At 39.6% G+C, this 18383-nt stretch carries 19 protein-coding genes; 9 read left to right on the plus strand and 10 right to left on the minus strand.

Annotated elements, in window-relative coordinates:
- From ABJN95_RS09305 to ABJN95_RS09340, 8 genes are all read right to left on the minus strand, one after another.
- Nucleotides 1–453, minus strand: coding sequence for a GNAT family N-acetyltransferase (locus ABJN95_RS09305; RefSeq protein WP_348370117.1), 453 nt, complete (start codon nt 451–453; stop codon nt 1–3).
- Entirely contained in the window at nt 450–1427 is a 978-nt protein-coding gene (locus ABJN95_RS09310) for an NAD(P)-dependent alcohol dehydrogenase (protein WP_348370118.1), read from the minus strand. Before ABJN95_RS09310 ends, ABJN95_RS09305 begins: the two co-directional genes overlap by 4 nt.
- Before the next feature lie 101 nt (nt 1428–1528).
- Complete coding sequence (locus tag ABJN95_RS09315; RefSeq protein ID WP_348370119.1) at nt 1529–2143, minus strand: Crp/Fnr family transcriptional regulator; 615 nt, start codon at nt 2141–2143, stop codon at nt 1529–1531.
- 19 nt (nt 2144–2162) lie between these two features.
- Entirely contained in the window at nt 2163–3434 is a 1272-nt protein-coding gene (locus ABJN95_RS09320) for an adenylosuccinate synthase (RefSeq protein ID WP_348370120.1), read from the minus strand.
- Between the two features lie 23 nt (nt 3435–3457).
- The gene (locus tag ABJN95_RS09325) at nt 3458–3904 is read right to left on the minus strand and encodes a transcriptional repressor (RefSeq protein ID WP_348370121.1); all 447 of its coding nucleotides are present in this window, start codon (nt 3902–3904) and stop codon (nt 3458–3460) included.
- Nucleotides 3905–4197: 293 nt separating this feature from the next.
- The gene (locus tag ABJN95_RS09330) at nt 4198–6402 is read right to left on the minus strand and encodes a RelA/SpoT family protein (protein ID WP_348370122.1); all 2205 of its coding nucleotides are present in this window, start codon (nt 6400–6402) and stop codon (nt 4198–4200) included.
- Between the two features lie 44 nt (nt 6403–6446).
- Nucleotides 6447–7679 carry a M48 family metallopeptidase gene (locus ABJN95_RS09335; protein ID WP_348371711.1) on the minus strand — a complete coding sequence of 411 codons (1233 nt, stop codon included), beginning with the start codon at nt 7677–7679 and terminating at the stop codon, nt 6447–6449.
- A gap of 44 nt (nt 7680–7723) precedes the next feature.
- On the minus strand, nt 7724–8530 hold the full coding sequence (locus ABJN95_RS09340; protein WP_348370123.1) for an RNA methyltransferase: 807 nt from the start codon (nt 8528–8530) through the stop codon (nt 7724–7726).
- 104 nt (nt 8531–8634) lie between these two features.
- Between ABJN95_RS09340 and ABJN95_RS09345 the strand changes: the two genes are divergently transcribed.
- The 7 genes from ABJN95_RS09345 (at nt 8635) to ABJN95_RS09375 (ending at nt 14269) form a co-directional block, all read left to right on the plus strand.
- Nucleotides 8635–9441: a DUF6503 family protein gene (locus tag ABJN95_RS09345; protein ID WP_348370124.1), complete on the plus strand. Its 807-nt coding sequence runs from the start codon at nt 8635–8637 to the stop codon at nt 9439–9441.
- 174 nt (nt 9442–9615) lie between these two features.
- Nucleotides 9616–10080, plus strand: coding sequence for a (2Fe-2S)-binding protein (locus ABJN95_RS09350; protein WP_348370125.1), 465 nt, complete (start codon nt 9616–9618; stop codon nt 10078–10080).
- Nucleotides 10081–10184: 104 nt separating this feature from the next.
- Nucleotides 10185–12461: a molybdopterin cofactor-binding domain-containing protein gene (locus ABJN95_RS09355; protein WP_348370126.1), complete on the plus strand. Its 2277-nt coding sequence runs from the start codon at nt 10185–10187 to the stop codon at nt 12459–12461.
- Nucleotides 12462–12464: 3 nt separating this feature from the next.
- A complete protein-coding gene (locus tag ABJN95_RS09360) occupies nt 12465–12707 on the plus strand; it encodes a MoaD/ThiS family protein (protein WP_348370127.1) in 243 nt (80 codons plus the stop codon).
- Nucleotides 12707–13126, plus strand: a complete 420-nt coding sequence (locus tag ABJN95_RS09365) for a molybdenum cofactor biosynthesis protein MoaE (RefSeq protein WP_348370128.1) — start codon at nt 12707–12709, stop codon at nt 13124–13126. The genes ABJN95_RS09360 and ABJN95_RS09365 overlap by 1 nt, the downstream gene beginning before the upstream one ends.
- A gap of 86 nt (nt 13127–13212) precedes the next feature.
- The gene (gene moaC / locus ABJN95_RS09370) at nt 13213–13686 is read left to right on the plus strand and encodes a cyclic pyranopterin monophosphate synthase MoaC (RefSeq protein ID WP_348370129.1); all 474 of its coding nucleotides are present in this window, start codon (nt 13213–13215) and stop codon (nt 13684–13686) included.
- Complete coding sequence (locus ABJN95_RS09375) at nt 13670–14269, plus strand: NTP transferase domain-containing protein (RefSeq protein ID WP_348370130.1); 600 nt, start codon at nt 13670–13672, stop codon at nt 14267–14269. The genes moaC and ABJN95_RS09375 overlap by 17 nt, the downstream gene beginning before the upstream one ends.
- 1 nt (nt 14270) lies before the next feature.
- Here ABJN95_RS09375 and ABJN95_RS09380 read toward each other — a convergent pair whose 3' ends face one another.
- Nucleotides 14271–15152 carry a hypothetical protein gene (locus ABJN95_RS09380; RefSeq protein WP_348370131.1) on the minus strand — a complete coding sequence of 294 codons (882 nt, stop codon included), beginning with the start codon at nt 15150–15152 and terminating at the stop codon, nt 14271–14273.
- 84 nt (nt 15153–15236) lie between these two features.
- On the opposite strand from ABJN95_RS09380, the gene ABJN95_RS09385 reads away from it, so the two are divergent.
- A complete protein-coding gene (locus ABJN95_RS09385; RefSeq protein WP_348370132.1) occupies nt 15237–16304 on the plus strand; it encodes a HesA/MoeB/ThiF family protein in 1068 nt (355 codons plus the stop codon).
- A complete protein-coding gene (locus ABJN95_RS09390) occupies nt 16295–17074 on the plus strand; it encodes a sulfite exporter TauE/SafE family protein (protein WP_348370133.1) in 780 nt (259 codons plus the stop codon). The genes ABJN95_RS09385 and ABJN95_RS09390 overlap by 10 nt, the downstream gene beginning before the upstream one ends.
- Nucleotides 17075–17089: 15 nt before the next feature.
- Here ABJN95_RS09390 and ABJN95_RS09395 read toward each other — a convergent pair whose 3' ends face one another.
- A complete protein-coding gene (locus ABJN95_RS09395; protein WP_348370134.1) occupies nt 17090–18337 on the minus strand; it encodes a hypothetical protein in 1248 nt (415 codons plus the stop codon).
- Nucleotides 18338–18383: the final 46 nt, after the last annotated feature.

The following is an 18383-nucleotide window of genomic DNA, read 5'->3' on the forward strand; positions in this document are numbered from 1 at the left end:
TTAAATTTGTTTTTTGAAACGTACTTTTCGCAACCCGTGCTCAGTATTCCATTGTTTGGTTTCTATAAATCCGCACTTCGTATAGAGTGCCTTGGCGGGAAGGTTATCAAGTCCGGTTTCAACCGAAAAGGTGGTAGTCTTATAGGTGCGTAAAACAAAGGATATGAGTGATTTACCAATTCCTTGACGAAAATAATAAGGGTCAACCACCAAACTTTGAATATGGGTGTTGTTATTTTCAGTTTTTATCTCGGTAACCGCGGCCAGTTCATTGTCTTGAAAATACCCATAAAAATCTGTTTTACTTTTTAGGAAGTTGGCCAGACTTCGTTTTAGGGGCGGAAAGTCGATTGCCTTTAACAAGTCTGCCTCTACGGCATAAGACACCTGAAAAACACTTCGTATTTTGCGAGCAATATCAACATGGGTATGGTTCAATTTTTGAATCATCATCCGCTTGGTGAAGGTGAAAAGTTAATAATAACGTTTCCGGTTTTCTGGCCAGATGCTACGTATTTGTAAGCTTCAACAATTTGTTCTGGTTGATACACCTTATCAATAACCGGCCTAAATTTACCTTCTGTCAACAGCTTGGAAAGAAATACGATACTTTTTTTGCAATTCAAGGGCAAGGGAAAAATCACACGTTTTCCACCTTTAATTTTCGTAGTCAACGGGAGGTAGAGATTTTGGACTCCCGGTCCTAATTCCGATGAAATATATACCCCCTTTGGCAGTAATAAATGTTTACACTGTGGAAATGAACTTTTACCCACCGCATCGAAAATAAAATGATACTTTCCATCTCCTTTGGTAAAATCTTCTTTTTGATAATCAATTGTCTGATCCGCACCTAACGACTTCAACAGCTCCATATTTTTCGTATTACCAACAGCGGTAACAGTTGCACCATAATATTTCAAAAGCTGCACAGCCGCAGAACCAATAGCTCCTGTAGCCCCATTAACCAATACTTTAGTGCTAGTATCGACCTTGACCTTATTGATGAAATTATTAGCATAGTGGGCACCTTCTGCACAAGCCACTACTTCTTGATATGAAAAATTTTCTGGCATCCGCACCACAGCTTTGTTTTCTCGAATGGTCATGTATTCTGCTTGAGATGATAAGCCTTCATCATGTAACCCCCAAACCCGATCTCCAATTTGAAAAGAATTCACCTTCTTACCGATCGCTACCACCTGACCGGCAAAGTCAGTTCCAGGAACTAGGTGCCTTGGTTTTGTTAGGCCGACAAAGGCGCGAATTAAATAGGGCTTGCCTGTTAGTATACCGCAGTCGGTTCTATTTACAGTGGTGGCATATACCCGAATTAATAGTTCATGGTCTTTGGGAATGGGTTTTGCTATTTCCTTAAGCTCTAAAACTTCAGGCGGGCCATATGCTGTTCGGGTGATTGCTTTCATAATTGACAACTTAAAATACAAAATTAACTAGTGTTGGTCTCAAAAGAATTGACTTTAGTCAATAAATGAAATTCAAGTTACAATTTCAAAATGAAGCATTTCTATTTCAGAAAAATACGCTTGCGAATCCTACTTAATGACTCAGGAGTTACACCAAGGTAGCTTGCAAGTTGGTACTGCGGGACCCGATGCAAGAGTTCAGGCCTATGTTTCAATAAGTTTAAGTAACGTTCCTCAGGATTTGTGGTGATGTAGGTAGCCAGCATTTCCTGATAGTTATTCAATTCCTCCTGCAATGACATCCTACTCATCGACTCTAGCATGGGGAATCTTTGGTACAATTCCTTCTGATTTTGCAGAGTGATAATTGAAAGCGTAGTATGCTCTACGCAAGATAAATAGTATTTCGCCGGAATTCTTTCAGATGAACTATTGGGTGAAAATATAGATTGACCCTCGGTGTAGAAAAAGGTAGTTTTCTCCTCGCCATCTACAATATAATACTGTCGTACACAACCAGATACTATAGCACAACTTTTGGCTGATATATCTCCTTCGCGAAGCAGGTGCTCTCCCTTTTTGTAGGTTTTGATAGCAATGAGTTCTAGCGCCGCCTCCACCTCTTCTGCCTTGAAAGATCCAAGTGCAATAAAGCACTTACGAATATCATTTTTCACCGAATTAATATATGCTATTTTATCCGGCGTGTTTGCCATTAGGAAGCTATTTTGAATGCTATATGTGAATTGTTTGGGTTCTGTCAGGACCCACTGAAACGATCTTGATTGGCACTTCCAACTCTTTTTCCAAAAAGTCGATATAAGCATTTAATTCTTTAGGGAATTGGTCAGCTGAAGTCATTTTCGTCAAATCTTCAGACCAGCCGTCCATTTCCGTGTAAATCGGACTAACATTTTCTTTTTCTATGGCATAGGGTAAATGGGTAATGGTTTCTCCTTTGTAGGTATAGGCTGTACAAACTTTTAATTTTTTGAACCCACTGAGCACATCGCCCTTCATCATGTTCAACTCTGTAACACCATTTACCTGAACGGCGTATTTCAACGCTACTAAGTCTAACCAACCGCATCTTCTTGGGCGACCGGTTGTTGCTCCAAATTCGTTACCTACACGACCCATGGTTTCACCATCTTCATCAAAAAGCTCAGTAGGGAAGGGGCCGCTACCTACTCTCGTGGCATAGGCTTTAAAAATTCCTTTCACTTGACCAATTTGATTTGGGGCAACACCCAAACCGGTGCATGCTCCGGCTGCCGTGGTATTTGACGAAGTTACGTAAGGATAGGTTCCAAAATCAATATCCAACAAGGAACCTTGAGCCCCTTCGGCCAATATTTTTTTTCCTTGTTTTTGTGCTTGAAAAAGATATTCTTCACTATCAATGAACCTCAGCTTTTTCAATTCATCGATAGCTGCAAAAAACTCAGATTCCAAATCGTTTAGGTCATATTGAATATCAACATTGTAGTAGTCAATCATCGCCTCGTGCTTATCGGCCAAAGCTCTGTATTTTTCTTTCCAATTCTCTAATTCTAAATCACCAATGCGCATTCCGTTTCTGCCGGTTTTGTCCATATATGTTGGGCCAATTCCTTTCAAAGTAGAACCGATTTTTGCCTTTCCTTTTGAAGCTTCCGAGGCGGCGTCTAACAAACGATGCGTAGGAAGTATTAAATGCGCCTTTCTTGAAATTAAGAGGATCGCATTGATATCTAAATCGAACTTCTGAAGTGCATCTAGTTCTTTCTTAAATATTACGGGATCTATAACAACTCCGTTTCCAACCACATTCATCGCATTTTTATGGAAAATTCCTGAAGGTATGGTATGTAGAACGTGTTTTATACCATCAAATTCTAAGGTATGTCCTGCGTTTGGGCCTCCTTGAAATCGCGCAATGATATCATAGTTTTTGGTTAGTACATCAACAATTTTTCCTTTTCCTTCGTCGCCCCATTGTAGGCCTAACAATAAATCTACTGCCATTAATATCTTTGGTTAGTGGTTTGCTATTTGTCTTGTTTGTTTTTTGTTCCGTAAAAATAGAGTGAGTGGTTGTTGATCTTGATGTCAAAAACCTCCTCAATGGTTTTTTTAATAGATTGAATTCTAGGGTCGCAAAATTCCATCACTTCTCCGGTGTCTGTAAGAATGACGTGGTCGTGCTGGCGATCAAAATACGATTTCTCATATTGCGCCTGGTTTTTACCGAATTGATGTTTTCGTACCAATTTGCAATCGAGTAAGAGTTCAATGGTATTGTACAAGGTGGCACGGCTTACCCTGTAATTTTTGTTTTTCATGTTGATATAAAGTGATTCGATATCAAAATGATCATCACTATCATAAATTTCCTGAAGTATGGCGTAGCGTTCGGGTGTTTTTCGGTGTCCGTTTTCTTCTAAAAAAGTAGTGAAAACGTTCTTTACAATCTCCTGATCTTTGTTGGCAGCCATATCGAAAGTGTGCTAGTCAATTCACAAATGTACAGCTAAATTTGCAGTAGTGGAAGGGTGTTTTATCAACATGAAGTGAACAAAAAAATTGCGTCCTACAATTTTTGGTACCTAAGCAAGATTATGCGAGTTTTTGCGGGTGTTTGAATTTGGGAATGCAATCAGTAAATGCAGCTACTGGCCTACAGCATATTTGATATTCTTGTACTGTGAATGGCTTGGTCAAACTATAAAAAGGGGTCAATCTTGGAACGTCTATTAATTTTTCAAATCAGGCTGGAAACTTATAACTATTAAATTCTAGTCACTTTATCAATACCTTCAATTTGCTTAAGATTGTTTATCAACTTCTTGAGGATAGACTTGTTTTTGACAACCACAATTATGTTTCCGGTAAAGGTACCGCCGTCAGTACTGAAATTGATATTGCGCATATTTACATGCATATTTCCAGATATCATTTCGGTAATTTTGCTAACTAACCCAAGGTTATCAATACCGGTAAGCTTGATTTCAGATCGGAATTCTTCTTGAGAAGAATCAATCCACTTCGCGGGCATTATGCGATAGGCGTAGTGAGCCTGCAACGAAATTGCATTGGGACAGTTCTTTTTGTGCACTTTAATTCCCTCGTTGACGCTGACGAACCCAAAAACTTCATCCCCCGGTATGGGATTACAACACTTCGATAATTTGTAGTCAAGTTTTTCTTCCTCCTTGCCAAAAACCAGAAGATCGTATTTAGAAGTTATCTCGTCTTTGTCAATATCTTCTGGAATTGGATTCCTCCTGATTTTATTCTTAAAGAAGCTTATAAATGCATTGCTATATGACGATGCAAAATCTTTAATCATTTGATTGTCAATAGCACCAATACCCACCCTATAAAAAAGATCTAAGCTAGTTTTCAATTTGAAGTAAACAACCATTTTGTTAACGGCATCTTCATTGAGATTTATCTTTTGCGATTTTAGTTTTCTTCGAAGTATTTCTTTGCCGTCAAGAGCAACTGATTTTTTTTCTTCACGAAGCGATGACTTGATTTTGGCCCTTGCCCGGGCTGTGGTAGCATAGTCTAACCAATTTTGATTGGGCTTTGCCTGTTCAGAGGTAATGATTTCTACCTGATCACCACTATTTAGGGTGGTGTTCAAAGGCACCAACTTCCCATTAACTTTGGCACCCCGTGTACGCATACCTACTTCAGTATGAATATTAAAAGCAAAATCTAAGGGCGTCGATCCCTTAGGCAGAGATTTTAATTCACCTCTTGGGGTAAAGACAAAGATTTCTTTGGAGTAAAGATTTAGCTTAAATTCTTCAACAAAGTCAACTGCGCTGGTAGTCGAATTCTCTAGGGCCTCTTGCAATTTGTTGAGCCAAATATCAATGCCTTGCTCTTTTTGATCTCCGTGTTTGTATTTGAAATGCGCCGCATAGCCTTTCTCGGCAATCTCGTGCATTCGCTCACTGCGTATCTGAACTTCAACCCACCTACCTTTTGGTCCCATCACCGTAATGTGTAAGGCCTCATAACCAGTAGATTTAGGTGAAGAAATCCAATCGCGTAACCTTACCGGATTTGGCGTAAAATGGTCGGTAACTATAGAATAAATTTTCCAAGCTAGAAACTTCTCATTTTTCTCATCCGATTTATATATGATGCGGATAGCGAATTTGTCGTAGATTTCATTGAAGGACACATTTTGAGCCTTCATTTTTTTACGAATGGAAAAGATGCTCTTCATCCTTCCCTTAATTGTATAATTGAGTTTCTCTTTTTTGAGTGATTTATCTATTATCCCTGAAAAAGATTCAATATATTCTTGTTGCTCTTCCTTGGAGTCTTCAATTTTATCATATATATCTTTGTATACCTCAGGTTCGGTATACTTGAGGCTCAGGTCTTCTAATTCGGTTTTGATATTATAAAGCCCAATTCTATGTGCTAGAGGGGCATAAATGTATAATGTTTCAGAGGCTATTTTTACCTGTTTATGCTCTGGCATTGAATCCATGGTAAGCATATTGTGGTAGCGATCTGCAATCTTGATAATGATCACCCGAACATCATCATGCAGGGTAAGTAACATTTTTCTAAAGTTCTCCGCCTGCTGCGAAGTACTCATGTCTTTTTTTAGACCTGCAATTTTCGTGAGTCCGTCAACTATGCGCGCAATAGTTTCACCAAACATTCTATCGATATCATCTAGATTGTAGTCGGTATCCTCTACTACATCATGCAAAAGAGCGGAGGCGATTGAGGTGGCGTCAAGTCCGATTTCGGATGCCACTATTTTAGCAACCGCAATCGGGTGAAAAACATAGGCTTCTCCAGATTTTCTACGTTGGTCTTTATGCGCGTCAACAGCAACTTCAAAAGCAGAACGTATCAATACCTTGTCATCGTCTGACAATGTTTGATAGCTAATGCGCAGCAACTCTTTGTATTGCTTCGCAATTTCCTTGTTTTCTTTTTCTATGGCAACTTGCGTCATTGTATATTAAAAGTAGGATAATCTCAACTACTATACAACAAAAATTAGGCCATAAGGTTCTTTATTCGTTGAATTAATGGAGGATGTGAATAGTGCATGAAAACATAGGCAGGATGGGGGGTCAGGTTGCTCAGGCTATTTTTTGAAAGTTTTTTTAGGGAGGCTATTAATGGCTTGGCCGCAAAGGTATTTTTGGCATAATCATCTGCCTGATATTCGAATTTTCTAGAAAGAAAATTCATTACCAAAGAAGTCAATTCAGATATGGGGCTGTACAGTATCCCGAAGCCAATCAAAGCTGCATGAAAACTCGGCTGTGAAACCCCAATCGCCCGAGAGACTTCTGGGTTATTAATGAATATCGACAAAATAAATAGCGTAAATCCAAGGGTAAGAACCGAAGCGACTAGATTAAAAATAATGTGTTTGCGTTTGTAATGGCCGACTTCATGGGCCAGTACGGCAATAATTTCATCCTCTTCCAAGTCCTTGATGAGGGTATCGTAAAGAGTAACTCTTTTTTCCCTTCCAAATCCTGAAAAATAAGCATTTGCCTTGGTAGAACGTTTTGAGCCATCGATAACAAAAATGTTTTTCAGTTCGAAACCTACCCTTGATGCATAGTTCTCAATGTTACTTTTGAGACTTCCTTCTTCCAATGGTGTTTGTTTATTAAAGAGTGGAACTATCAACTTGCTGTAAAACAGATTCATAAAAACAATAATGATGGTAAGTAAGCCCCAAACATATAACCAAAAATTTGGGCCTGCCCATTGATAGAACCACATGGCTAGGGTAATTACCCCTCCTCCAAGAATAGCCATCATAAACCATCCTTTAAGTTTATCTGTAAAAAAAAGGGTTTTGGTAGAGGTATTAAAACCAAAGCGTTCTTCAATGACAAAGGTTTGGTAATACGAAAATGGAGTTGTTAAAATATCACTTCCTATGGTTAGGATTCCGAAGAAAATCAAGGTAATGAGCACTTCGTTAGAGGTGAAACTACGTGCGAATTGGTCTGCCCATTCGAACCCTCCAAATAGTAGAAATGTTAGTGTTAAGACAATGGAGAAAAGCGAACTTAATAGTCCAAAACGATAATTAGTTTTTTGATATTCTTGTGACTTTTGATACTCCTCCGCATCAAAAACGTCTTCTAAGCCTTTGGGTATAGGGTCTCCATAGCGTTTTGAGTTTAAGTAATCTAACACGGTTTCAACTAGAAATTGGAGCACGAGAATAGCAACAATGGTATAGAATAAAATATTCAATTTGATAGGTGTTTACAGTTTGGTGGTGTGGCTTGCTCAAAAGATTTTAGCTATAAGCTTCTTTGTCGCAAGGCTTCAAAGATAACAATTGCTGCAGATACTGATACGTTCATAGAGTCTATTTCTCCTTGCATAGGAATAACTATGTTTTGGGTTGAATTTTTAAGCCATTCTTCTGTAAGTCCCGTTGATTCTGTGCCTACCACGATTGCCGCAGCCTTATTGTAATCTACTTGAATGTAGGAGGTTGTTGTTGAGAGTGTCGCACAGTACAAGTTAATGCCTTGGTCTTTTAAAAAATCAATAACTTCTAGCGTACTTCCAAGAGCGACTTGATTGGTGAAGACACAACCAACGCTTGACCGAATGACATTAGGGTTGTACAGATCTCCTTTCGGGTTTGCAATGATGACAGCATCCAAATTTGCTGCATCAGCGGTACGCAATAACGCCCCAATATTTCCTGGTTTTTCGGGGGCTTCGGCTACTAAAATTAAAGGGTTATCTTTTAATAGGAGGGCATCTAATTCATGTGTTTTTGATAGTACAATAGCAACCAAACCTTCGGTAGTTTCACGGTAAGCTATTTTTTGATACACTTCTTTAGAAACTGCAATCAAATCAGGAGAATAAGCTAATGGTTTAATACGCTTTAAGACATCAGCTTCAGAAATAATAGCTGCACAAAAAAACAAAGTTTGCAATTCATAACCTCCTTTCAAAGCCAATTGTAGTTCTCTTTGCCCCTCTAAAACAAATAATCCTGACTTTTTCCGTTCGCGAGACTTTTCCTTAAGTATCAAAACCTTTTTCACCAAAGAATTTTGGAGACTACTTATTTCCTTAATTTCGTTCATCGACACAAAAGTAATTCATTCTCATCACCCCTATACTAATAGGGATGAAATCTGTAAATATTGGAATATACTTCCGACCAAGGATGAAACTTAAAAAAGCAAACATGAAATTAGTACTTGCCTCTCTTTTTTGCATTGCGATGATATCTTGTAAAGAAGCACCAAAAGAAACCCAAGCTCAATCGGAAACAGCTGAAACAAACCCCACGCTTGATGATTCAAATTATCCTGAAGCGATGCGCAAAGTGTTTGCGGCACATGGTGGGCTCGCAACATGGAAAGACCATAGGATGCTCTCTTTTGAAATTGCCAAGCCCGATAAACGAGAGAAACATAGCATTGATTTGTATTCTAGAAATGAGAAAATAGAAATGCCTGGTATTGTTATGGGCTCAAACGGAAAAGACATTTGGTTGCTTGATGAAAATGTTGCCTATAAGGGAGATGCTGTTTTTTATCACAACTTAATGTTTTATTTCTATGCCATGCCATTTGTGCTATCAGATGAGGGAATTAATTATTCTAGGGCGGAAGACTTGGAATTTGAAGGAACTTCTTATCCCGGTATTCGAATTAGCTATAATGAGGGTGTGGGCCTATCTTCAAAGGATGAGTATTTTATGCATTATAATCCCAAAACTTTTCAAATGGAATGGTTGGGCTATACCGTAACCTATAGAAGTGGTGAGAAATCGGATAACATCAAATGGATACGCTACAACGACTGGGTGGATGTCGAAGGGTTAATCTTGCCTAAATCGCTTACGTGGCATGACTATGAAGGTAGAACTATCAAAGCACCTAGAGAACCATTGTTATTTGAAAATGTTTCTTTGAGTAAGGTTCCTATGGCAGATGAATTCTTCGCCAAACCTGTGAACGCTAAAATCGTTAATCGGAAAAAGGAATAACCTTTAACTTAAAAAAAGGTTAAAAAAAGCACCCCTAAAAATTGGGAGCATATATTTTTCCGTAAATTAGAAGCTCTTGCTATTGCAAGGGCTTTTGTTTTAATAGCACTTTTTTCTTGCTTATAACCGCCTAGGGATAGCATTAACAAAATTACGAACCCAACACATAAAAAGATGCCAACGTACAATTTAAAAATTAATGGCAGTTCTCAATCTATTGAGGCTGCTGAAGACACACCATTACTTTGGGCACTACGAGACCAATTGGATATGGTAGGTACCAAATATGGTTGCGGAATAGGACAATGTGGAGCATGTACAGTTCATATCGACGGTAATGCTACACGTAGTTGTCAACTGCAAATTTCACAATTGGATGGTAAGGAAATTACTACCATAGAAGGCTTATCAGAAGATGGCTCCCATCCTGTTCAAGAGGCTTGGAAGGCAATCGACGTTCCACAATGTGGGTATTGTCAGGCCGGTCAGATAATGACCGCCTCGGCCTTTTTGGAAAAAAACCCAAACCCTTCAAGGGAAGAAATTCGAAATGCGATGCATGGCAATATATGTCGTTGTGCTTCCTATAATCGTATTGAAAATGCCGTAGCGATGGCGGCTGAGAAAAAAATGGCCTAGTCTAAAATCGAAAGGAGTCACCTGAATGTTTAAGTGAACGTTACGGTTTGATGGTGCATGCTATCTGACCGATGTAAAACATTAAAATTTAACAGATTAAAATCATGTCAACTACTATATCAACTAAATTTAGCAGAAGGTCTTTTTTAAGAACTTCTTCACTTGCGAGTGGCGGAATGCTTATCGGTTTCAATTTTTTCACGGCCTGTAAAGACAATGTGAAAATGCCGGTCGATATTGCGAAACTCAATTATAACGACTTTAATGCGTTCATCAAGATCTCTGATGAAGGTATGGTAACCTTATTCTCGCCAAACCCTGAAATTGGTCAAGGGGTAAAAACCTCAATGCCCATGATCATTGCTGAGGAGCTTGATGTACCCTGGGAAAATGTAAACGTAGTACAGGGTATTTTAGATACTCAAAATTATGTACGTCAAGTAGCAGGGGGTAGTCAGTCTATTCGGTTTGGATGGGACGCATTGCGGCAAACAGGTGCTACAGCAAGACAAATGTTAGTGAATGCTGCTGCGGCAAGATGGGGCGTAGATGCTTCGGAATGTACGGCCAAGCAGGGCGTAATTACCAATGCTAGCGGAGAATCTCTTGGATATGGTGAAGTGGTCAATGAAGCAGCCATTTTGGAAAGTGAGCGGGCGGCAAAGAGAGCTGCTATGATGGCGGAGTTGGATGAAGGCGAAGAACCACCTGCTGAGAATATTGTATTAAAAGACCCAAAGGAGTATACTTTGATTGGCACTGACGTCGGCAATGTAGATATTGATAAGATTATTACCGGAAAGCCACTTTTTGGATTGGATTACAAAGCCGAAGGAATGGTTTACGCATCGGTGCTTCGGCCACCCGCCTTTGGGCAAGTTTTGGAATCTTATGATGATACAGCTGCCAAAGCAGTTCCTGGAGTGATCGATGTTGTCAAAATAGGGGAGAAGGCGATCAAGATGTTAGGAATGGAGCAAGTTGATTGGTCTGTACGTCTGGCCCCGAGTGAAAAAGTAGTGGTTATTGCTGAAAATACTTGGGCGGCCATTCAAGGGAAAAAGGCTTTAATCGCGCAATGGAGCGAGGGCTCACCACTTGAGAATACGAAGGCGCACGATAAGATACTGTCAGATTTACTTGATGGCAAAGATTTTACCAATTTGAGAAAAGATGGTGATGTGACAAAGGCCTTCCGTCAGGCGGATAAAGTGGTTGAGAAAACGTATGAATCTCCCTTCTTGCCACATAATTGTATGGAACCTATGAACTTCTATGCCAATGTAACCGATTCAAAGATACATTTGGTAGGACCAGTGCAGACCCCTGCTTCCGCAGCAAGTACAGTTGCAACTTTATTGGGTAGGGATGAAAAAGACATTCGATTGGAAATGACCCGAATGGGGGGTGGTTTCGGAAGACGCCTCTATGGAGATTTTGTTTACGAGGCAGCAGAGATATCAGATAAGATTCGCAAACCAGTAAAAATGGTTTCTTCTCGAGAAGATGATATGATGACTGGCGTGTATCGTCCTGCCATTAAATATCGTATTGCGGCATCAATTAAAGATGGTGAGGTTACCGGTTATCATTTGAAAGAAGCTGCTGTAAATAGTAATATGTATGGCTTAATTCCGAATTTCTTTCCAGCAGGTGCTATTGCAAATTACCAGGTAGATGTGGCCAAGTATGACAGTAATATCTCTACCGGTGCTTGGAGAGCTCCTTATACCAATTTCCTTTCTTTTGCCGAGCAGAGCTTTTTAGATGAATTGGCCGAGGTTCTTGAAAAAGACCCAGTTCAAATGCGCTTAGATATGCTTGAAAAGGTAAAAGGAACAACTGATGATAGAATTCAATATTCTGCAGAACGTCTGCAGGATGTTTTAAAATTGGCAGTTGAAAAGTCAGGATATAACAATCCCAAAGACGGGGTGTTCCAAGGGGTTTGTGCTTATTACTGCCACAATACCCATGTCGCTGAGGTTGCCGATGTAGTTATGGAAAACAATCAACCCGTAGTTAAAAAGATTACGGTAGCGGTTGATTGTGGAATTGTGATCAATCCTCTAGGGGCCAAAAATCAAATTGAAGGAGGTGCGATAGATGGTGTAGGTCACTCGATGTATGGTGATTTTGCTTTTGAAAACGGAATGCCAACTAGCAACAACTACGATAAATATCGCTTGATTCGTATGAACGAAACACCTGTTGTTGAAACCCATTTCGTAAAAAATACCTTAAGCCCTACAGGTCTTGGAGAACCAACTTTGCCACCAGCTGGGGCTGCCGTTGCTATCGCGATGAAAAAAGCTACCGGTAACCGAATTTATAAGCAGCCGTTTGTGAGCGCCATGGCCTCTAAACCAATTTTGGGTTAGCCTATGGAAGTATTGCTTTTTGGAATTGCAAAGGACATTGTTGGCGAGTCGCAAATTCAGTTTACGGAACCAGATAAGATGCCAAGTTCTGTTTCGGAACTAAAGCAAATGATATCAAGTACTTATCCTGACTTTGCTAAGCTATCTTCTTTGGCAGTAGCCGTAAATAGTGAGTATGCCCAAGATGATGTACCTTTGAATGGGAATGATGAAATAGCTATCATTCCTCCGGTAAGTGGTGGCTAATGAATGATAAGATTGTAGAAATAGTAGATAATATTAATACCTCCCAAGTGTTCACGGAATTATCCGATGCGCAAAGCGGAGGTATTTGTGTTTTTGTGGGTACCGTACGAGAGTTTACAAAAAATGAAAGAGTGATGTCATTAGAATTTGAGGCTTACGAAAAAATGGCCTTAAAAGAAATGGATAAGATTGCTTCAGATGCCAAAGAAAAATGGAAGCTCAATAAAGTAATCATTCGTCATGCTGTGGGACTCAAGACCGTAGAAGCCCCTGTAGTTGTGGTAGGAGCATCATCTGCTCATCGCGATGCTTGTTTTGAAGCCTGCCGGTATTTGATAGACACACTTAAAGAGACCGTTCCTATTTGGAAAAAGGAACTATTTGAAAATAAAACGGTTTGGGTTTCTGCTCATCCATAAAACCAAGAAGTATAGCTCGAAACTAACAATACCGTTACTTTGAGCGCAGTCTAGCACTTAGGAACAGTAATAGTGAATAAAGGTAAATGGCGAAAGAACTCTCACATATTGATGAAGCAGGCAAAGCCTCGATGGTAGATGTCTCTAGCAAGCAGGCGACGGTACGAACAGCTGTTGCCTCAGGGCAAGTTGTATTTCCATCAGATGTCTTCGAAACGCTTGCTGCGCAAGATTTTTTAGGACATAAGGGAAGCATTATCCAAACAGCAGTGATTGCAGGAATTCAAGCGGTGAAAAAGACAGCAGAACTGATTCCACTTTGTCACCAACTCAATCTTTCTAAAATACAGATTGACATCAACCCCGTTAGCAATGCCTTGCAGATTGTCTGTAAAGTAAAGTGTAATGAACAAACCGGAGTTGAGATGGAAGCCCTGACAGGAGTATCAGTCAGTGCGTTAACCATTTATGACATGTGTAAGGCACTTTCGCACGACATTACCATTTCTAAAATACAATTGGAACAAAAAACAGGAGGCAAAAATGACTTCAACCGCTAAGCTATACGGACTTGTGTTATCAGGAGGTAAAAGTACCCGTATGGGAACTGACAAAGGGTTGATAACATATCACGGCGTTCCACAACGCGACTATTTGTATGACTTGTTGAATCAAGTCTGTCAAAAAACTTTTGTTAGTTTACGAGAAGAACAGAAAGCAGAAATGCCTTCTAACATGAAGACCATTGTTGACTTAAATGAATATAGAGGTCCATATAACGGCTTGTTATCTGCACATAAAAAATACCCTGAGGCTGCTTGGCTTGTCTTAGCATGTGACCTTCCCTTAATGGATTTAAATGCTTTAAAGGAATTGATAGCTCAAAGAGATAGTGGTAAACAAGCGACCGCTTTCGCTCTCAAAGAAAACCCTTTGCCAGAACCCTTATGTGCTATTTGGGAGCCACAAGCTTTTGCAGATTCCCTTTCCTATTTGGAAAGCGGTGTGGGTACTTGCCCTAGAAAATTTTTAATCAATCATGACACGAAGTTGGTGTTTCCCAAGAATGAAAACGTATTGCTGAATGCCAATTCAGAGGAAGAGTACAAGCAAGCACTTGAAAAATTAGCTATAGGCTTATAACTCAAAAATCAAAAATTTCATAGGTGCGAGTCCATTCCATAGATTTGTTTGGCGCTACAAAAATATCAAAGAATAACTCTGGGCTTATTACATGCTTCGAGCCCCAGAGATTTATTTTATTTGTTTGAAAACTTGCTTTTTCTCGAATCCCAATTTTGCTTTTTAGGTGTAAAAGCTCCCATGAAGCGGGAACATTTTTTCCTCCTGATAGGTTACTAAAGAAGAATGGCTCATTTGGTGAGCTATTAAATCTAATTCCCTTTTCACGAATACGAACAGCCAATGCTGGGTTGACATGCTCTCCAAAAAGCTCCGGCTTGAGCTCGAAAGGAAAATTCAGCGTATAGTTTTTACCCAAAGAGTCGCCATTAATAGTCGTAAAATTATGAACGTACTCATCTGTACGAATGGCCTTTTTGCCTGTGTTCTTCAAATAATATGAAATGGTAAAACCAGTTTCTTGTAATTCGATCGTTTTATGCAGTTCATAAGAATAGTTATTAACCAACGATGCTATGCAACTAATAAGAACCCGATTTGTACTCGTACTGGTTTGAAATTCTGCAGGTTTAATCTTGTATGACGTATTGAATTCATAGTGCTTGCCTACCTTTTTGAGCAATCCTACCCCTATTTTATGAAACCAATCCGCCGTTTCAGTCTCATCAAAGCCTAATGCTGAATCAATTCCGAATTCATTGAAAAACCCTCTACCCAATAAGTTTTTCTTTGTACAATTGAGGTCTTCAACACCGGCAAGTTGCACGTTTTTATATAGTACTGACACAATTTTTCCGGTCCAGTCAAATCTTGAAAAATTATAGTTTTCATGCGGAAGATCAATCTGAATCTCAAGATTTGCGTTTTTGAGAATATGCCCCATAGCACGAAGTTATCAAATTGTAGTCGATTTTTGTTTAAGACTTTCTAGGCTAAAGACCACCTGCCTTTTTACTATATTAGACAAATGAACCAAGAACGATATACCAGACAAACTATATTAAAAGGGTTTGGTCATGAAGGTCAGCGTAAGCTGGCAAAAGCTAGGGTTTTGGTCATTGGTGCCGGTGGACTTGGAGTTCCTGTTTTGACGTATTTGAACGCTATGGGAGTGGGTAAAATTGGCATAGTAGACCAAGATGTAGTTTCAATTACCAATTTACATCGCCAAGTGCTCTATGGAGAAGGCGATGTGGGTAAATCTAAAGTAACTGTTGCTTTGAATAAATTAAAAGCACAAAACCCAGAAAACGAACTTTTAGTTTACCATACGTTTTTGACTCCTAAAAATGCGCTTGAAATTATAGCAGATTACGATGTGGTTGTTGATACGTCAGATAACTTTCCAACAAGGTATTTGGTCAATGACGCCTGTGTTATTTTAAAAAAACCCTTTGTTTACGGTGCACTGCATGGTTATGAAGGGCAGGTCAGTGTATTTAATTTTGAGGGCGGACCCACTTACCGTTGTCTCTTCCCGATGATGCCAAAGGAAAATGAAGTGCCCAATTGCAATGAACATGGGGTCTTGGGCATAATTCCGGGAATCATTGGAAACCTACAAGCCTTAGAAGCTATAAAAGTTATTACAGGGGTAGGGGAAGTACTGTCAGCTAAACTATTAATCTTTGACGGACTCCATCAATCGTATCAAAAAATCAAGTTCAAACTGCAACCTGCAAATCTTGACATCAAAAAGTTACAGGACTTTTATGAATGGAACGACCCTTGTGAAATTGTTCCCATAGTCGCGGCGGAAGAAATTCAAAAATTATTGGCCGAAGATGCTCAGATCGTAGATGTGCGTACCAGAGCGGAGTTTGAAAACTATCATCTTCCCGATTCATTGCATATTCCTTTAGACGAATTGGAGGCGAATGTTACTAAAATCAACTTTTTGATTCCGGTGTATTTGCTATGTCAATCTGGACAGCGGAGCGAAACCGCTTTGCGTCAGTTGCAGAAAAAATACCCAGAGAGTTCGCTTTTTAGTATTTTAGGAGGCCTAAACCAGTATCTGGCTACATGCTCCTAACCCTTCCCGAACTCTTGTTGTTAATGCTTGGCTTTTTGGTCATTGCGACCTTGTATTCATCAGTTGGTTTTGGAGGTGGTTCAAGTTATTTGGCTGTATTGGCATTGGTTTTTACGAGTTTCTTCGCCATTCGAAGCATAGCGCTTGTTTGCAACCTCGTAGTAGTTTTTGGCAGTAGTTACCTATACTGGAGAAAGGGCCATCTAGATTTTGCAAAGTTCCTTCCCTTCATACTTACCAGTATTCCCTTAGCATTTATTGGAGCACGATTTCGCCTTTCTGAAAAAACGTTTTTTGTCATTTTGGGAGCGGCTCTGATAATATCTGCATTGGCATTGATTTATCAAACGCTACGTCTTCAAAAATCGGATGCCGTAAATCCAAATTATCCGGCCTATGTAACCTACTTGTTGGGTGCAGGTATCGGCCTCTTATCAGGCTTGGTAGGTATTGGCGGTGGTATTTTTTTAGCTCCGATTCTCAATCATATGAAGTGGGACAAGTCGATCAAAATTGCAGCCCTAGCCAGCTTTTTTATTTTGGTAAATTCAGTTTCGGGTATTGGTGGCTTGCTGACCAATGGTACTTTTGAACTCCCCTGGGTAGAAGCTGTAGGTTTGATAGTTGCCGTATTTATTGGCGGACAAATAGGAATTCGATTGAGTCTAAGCACGCTCACAGGCAGTGGAATAAAAGTGGTGACGGCTATTTTGGTTTTGATCGTTGGTATCCGTGTTTTGCTTGTGAATGGTTTACATTTGGAATTTTGAAAGCAAGTACGATCCTTAGAAATCAGATTGGTAAACGACCTTCTCTTTTCTCTTAAAGACTACATTCTTTACAGAACCCGCCCCCTCGAAATGAATGGTAATTCCTTTGATCTTTGAAGCTGGTTCTGGAACTTGCATTTGATAGACTGACTTGTTATTGATGAGGATGTCAAGTTTTTGATCTTTTGAAATGCATTTTAGGTCTACATAGTTGTTAAAATCTACCCCAAAATCGGAGAGGTCATTTTTTTTACCATCAACGAATTTTTTAAAAGTCATCAAACTTATATCTGAAGCACATCCTTTTTTAGCCAACGGAATTCCGATTGCCCCGCCATCATAAAGTAAATAGATCCATACATTTTGACAGGTACTTATTCCTTGGTCAAAATCGTTCTTTAACCTAGTTGACATTTCAAAATCGTTCGTGTACAATTCTCCGAAATCTCGCACTTGATAGAGGCTCACTATTATCGTCGCGGTCCTGGCGTCTAAATTATAGGAGGATACCGTATTATGATCAATGCGCAATAGGCTGTCAGCGTAAATCTCCTCTTTTTTAAGATATATAGGTATGGAATCGCGATTAATAATACCCAACCAATCATTAGTGGTAATAAAAACATCCTCTTCCTTAATGATGGTATCATCAACCACCAATTTCGATTTAAAGAACCCAGGGTAATAATAAATACTAGTTGCAACGCTATCGTCTTTGTCTACACGCATGCGTTTATTCCTGTCCCAATCTTGTTGTATTTCTACTTTTGCACCCTCTTTCGCTGCCGTTGCTTCATATTCGAATACCACAGAATTCGGAATTCCCTCACTAACTGGTCGGCTAGCAAAAGCAAAATCTTCAGCTTGGTGAACAGTGCCAACCGTAATATTGTTAGAATTGCTCTTCCAAAAGAATCCGAAAAGAGAAACGACAATTGCCAAAATCAAGACCATGAGCCAAATCTTAGACGGTCGTTTCTTTTTTAGCACATGCTGTTCTGACGATTCTTGTTTTTTGGTGCGAACGTAGGCACGCCAATTTTCAAACCCCACAAATTCAGATAAAATATCTAAAGTAGCCCGACTGGGGTTGGCCACCCACTCGGCCCGCCCCCATATACGCTTTAAGGTGGTTACGCTCAATCGCTTGTTGGTACTCTGAAAAATTCGCTCACTGAGCTCCTCAAAGTCCTTATTGCCCCAGGTATCTCCTTTTCCCCACCCGAGTTTGTTTTCTATAAGCGCCACCAAGTGGTCTTTCATGTATAAAGTCGATTTATCCATAAATGTAAAGCGTATCTATAAAGTG

The organism is Maribacter sp., assembly GCF_039974175.1.
GTDB lineage: Bacteria > Bacteroidota > Bacteroidia > Flavobacteriales > Flavobacteriaceae > Maribacter_C.

Bases quoted from the DNA above. Each gene is read 5' to 3' on its own strand.
- ABJN95_RS09305 (WP_348370117.1), bottom strand. From the start codon at position 453: ATGATGATTCAAAAATTGAACCATACCCATGTTGATATTGCTCGCAAA.
- ABJN95_RS09310 (WP_348370118.1), bottom strand. From the start codon at position 1,427: ATGAAAGCAATCACCCGAACAGCATATGGCCCGCCTGAAGTTTTAGAG.
- ABJN95_RS09315 (WP_348370119.1), bottom strand. From the start codon at position 2,143: ATGGCAAACACGCCGGATAAAATAGCATATATTAATTCGGTGAAAAAT.
- ABJN95_RS09320 (WP_348370120.1), bottom strand. From the start codon at position 3,434: ATGGCAGTAGATTTATTGTTAGGCCTACAATGGGGCGACGAAGGAAAA.
- ABJN95_RS09325 (WP_348370121.1), bottom strand. From the start codon at position 3,904: ATGGCTGCCAACAAAGATCAGGAGATTGTAAAGAACGTTTTCACTACT.
- ABJN95_RS09330 (WP_348370122.1), bottom strand. From the start codon at position 6,402: ATGACGCAAGTTGCCATAGAAAAAGAAAACAAGGAAATTGCGAAGCAA.
- ABJN95_RS09340 (WP_348370123.1), bottom strand. From the start codon at position 8,530: ATGAACGAAATTAAGGAAATAAGTAGTCTCCAAAATTCTTTGGTGAAA.
- ABJN95_RS09345 (WP_348370124.1), top strand. From the start codon at position 8,635: ATGAAATTAGTACTTGCCTCTCTTTTTTGCATTGCGATGATATCTTGT.
- ABJN95_RS09350 (WP_348370125.1), top strand. From the start codon at position 9,616: ATGCCAACGTACAATTTAAAAATTAATGGCAGTTCTCAATCTATTGAG.
- ABJN95_RS09355 (WP_348370126.1), top strand. From the start codon at position 10,185: ATGTCAACTACTATATCAACTAAATTTAGCAGAAGGTCTTTTTTAAGA.
- ABJN95_RS09360 (WP_348370127.1), top strand. From the start codon at position 12,465: ATGGAAGTATTGCTTTTTGGAATTGCAAAGGACATTGTTGGCGAGTCG.
- ABJN95_RS09365 (WP_348370128.1), top strand. From the start codon at position 12,707: ATGAATGATAAGATTGTAGAAATAGTAGATAATATTAATACCTCCCAA.
- moaC (WP_348370129.1), top strand. From the start codon at position 13,213: ATGGCGAAAGAACTCTCACATATTGATGAAGCAGGCAAAGCCTCGATG.
- ABJN95_RS09375 (WP_348370130.1), top strand. From the start codon at position 13,670: ATGACTTCAACCGCTAAGCTATACGGACTTGTGTTATCAGGAGGTAAA.
- ABJN95_RS09380 (WP_348370131.1), bottom strand. From the start codon at position 15,152: ATGGGGCATATTCTCAAAAACGCAAATCTTGAGATTCAGATTGATCTT.
- ABJN95_RS09385 (WP_348370132.1), top strand. From the start codon at position 15,237: ATGAACCAAGAACGATATACCAGACAAACTATATTAAAAGGGTTTGGT.
- ABJN95_RS09390 (WP_348370133.1), top strand. From the start codon at position 16,295: ATGCTCCTAACCCTTCCCGAACTCTTGTTGTTAATGCTTGGCTTTTTG.
- ABJN95_RS09395 (WP_348370134.1), bottom strand. From the start codon at position 18,337: ATGAAAGACCACTTGGTGGCGCTTATAGAAAACAAACTCGGGTGGGGA.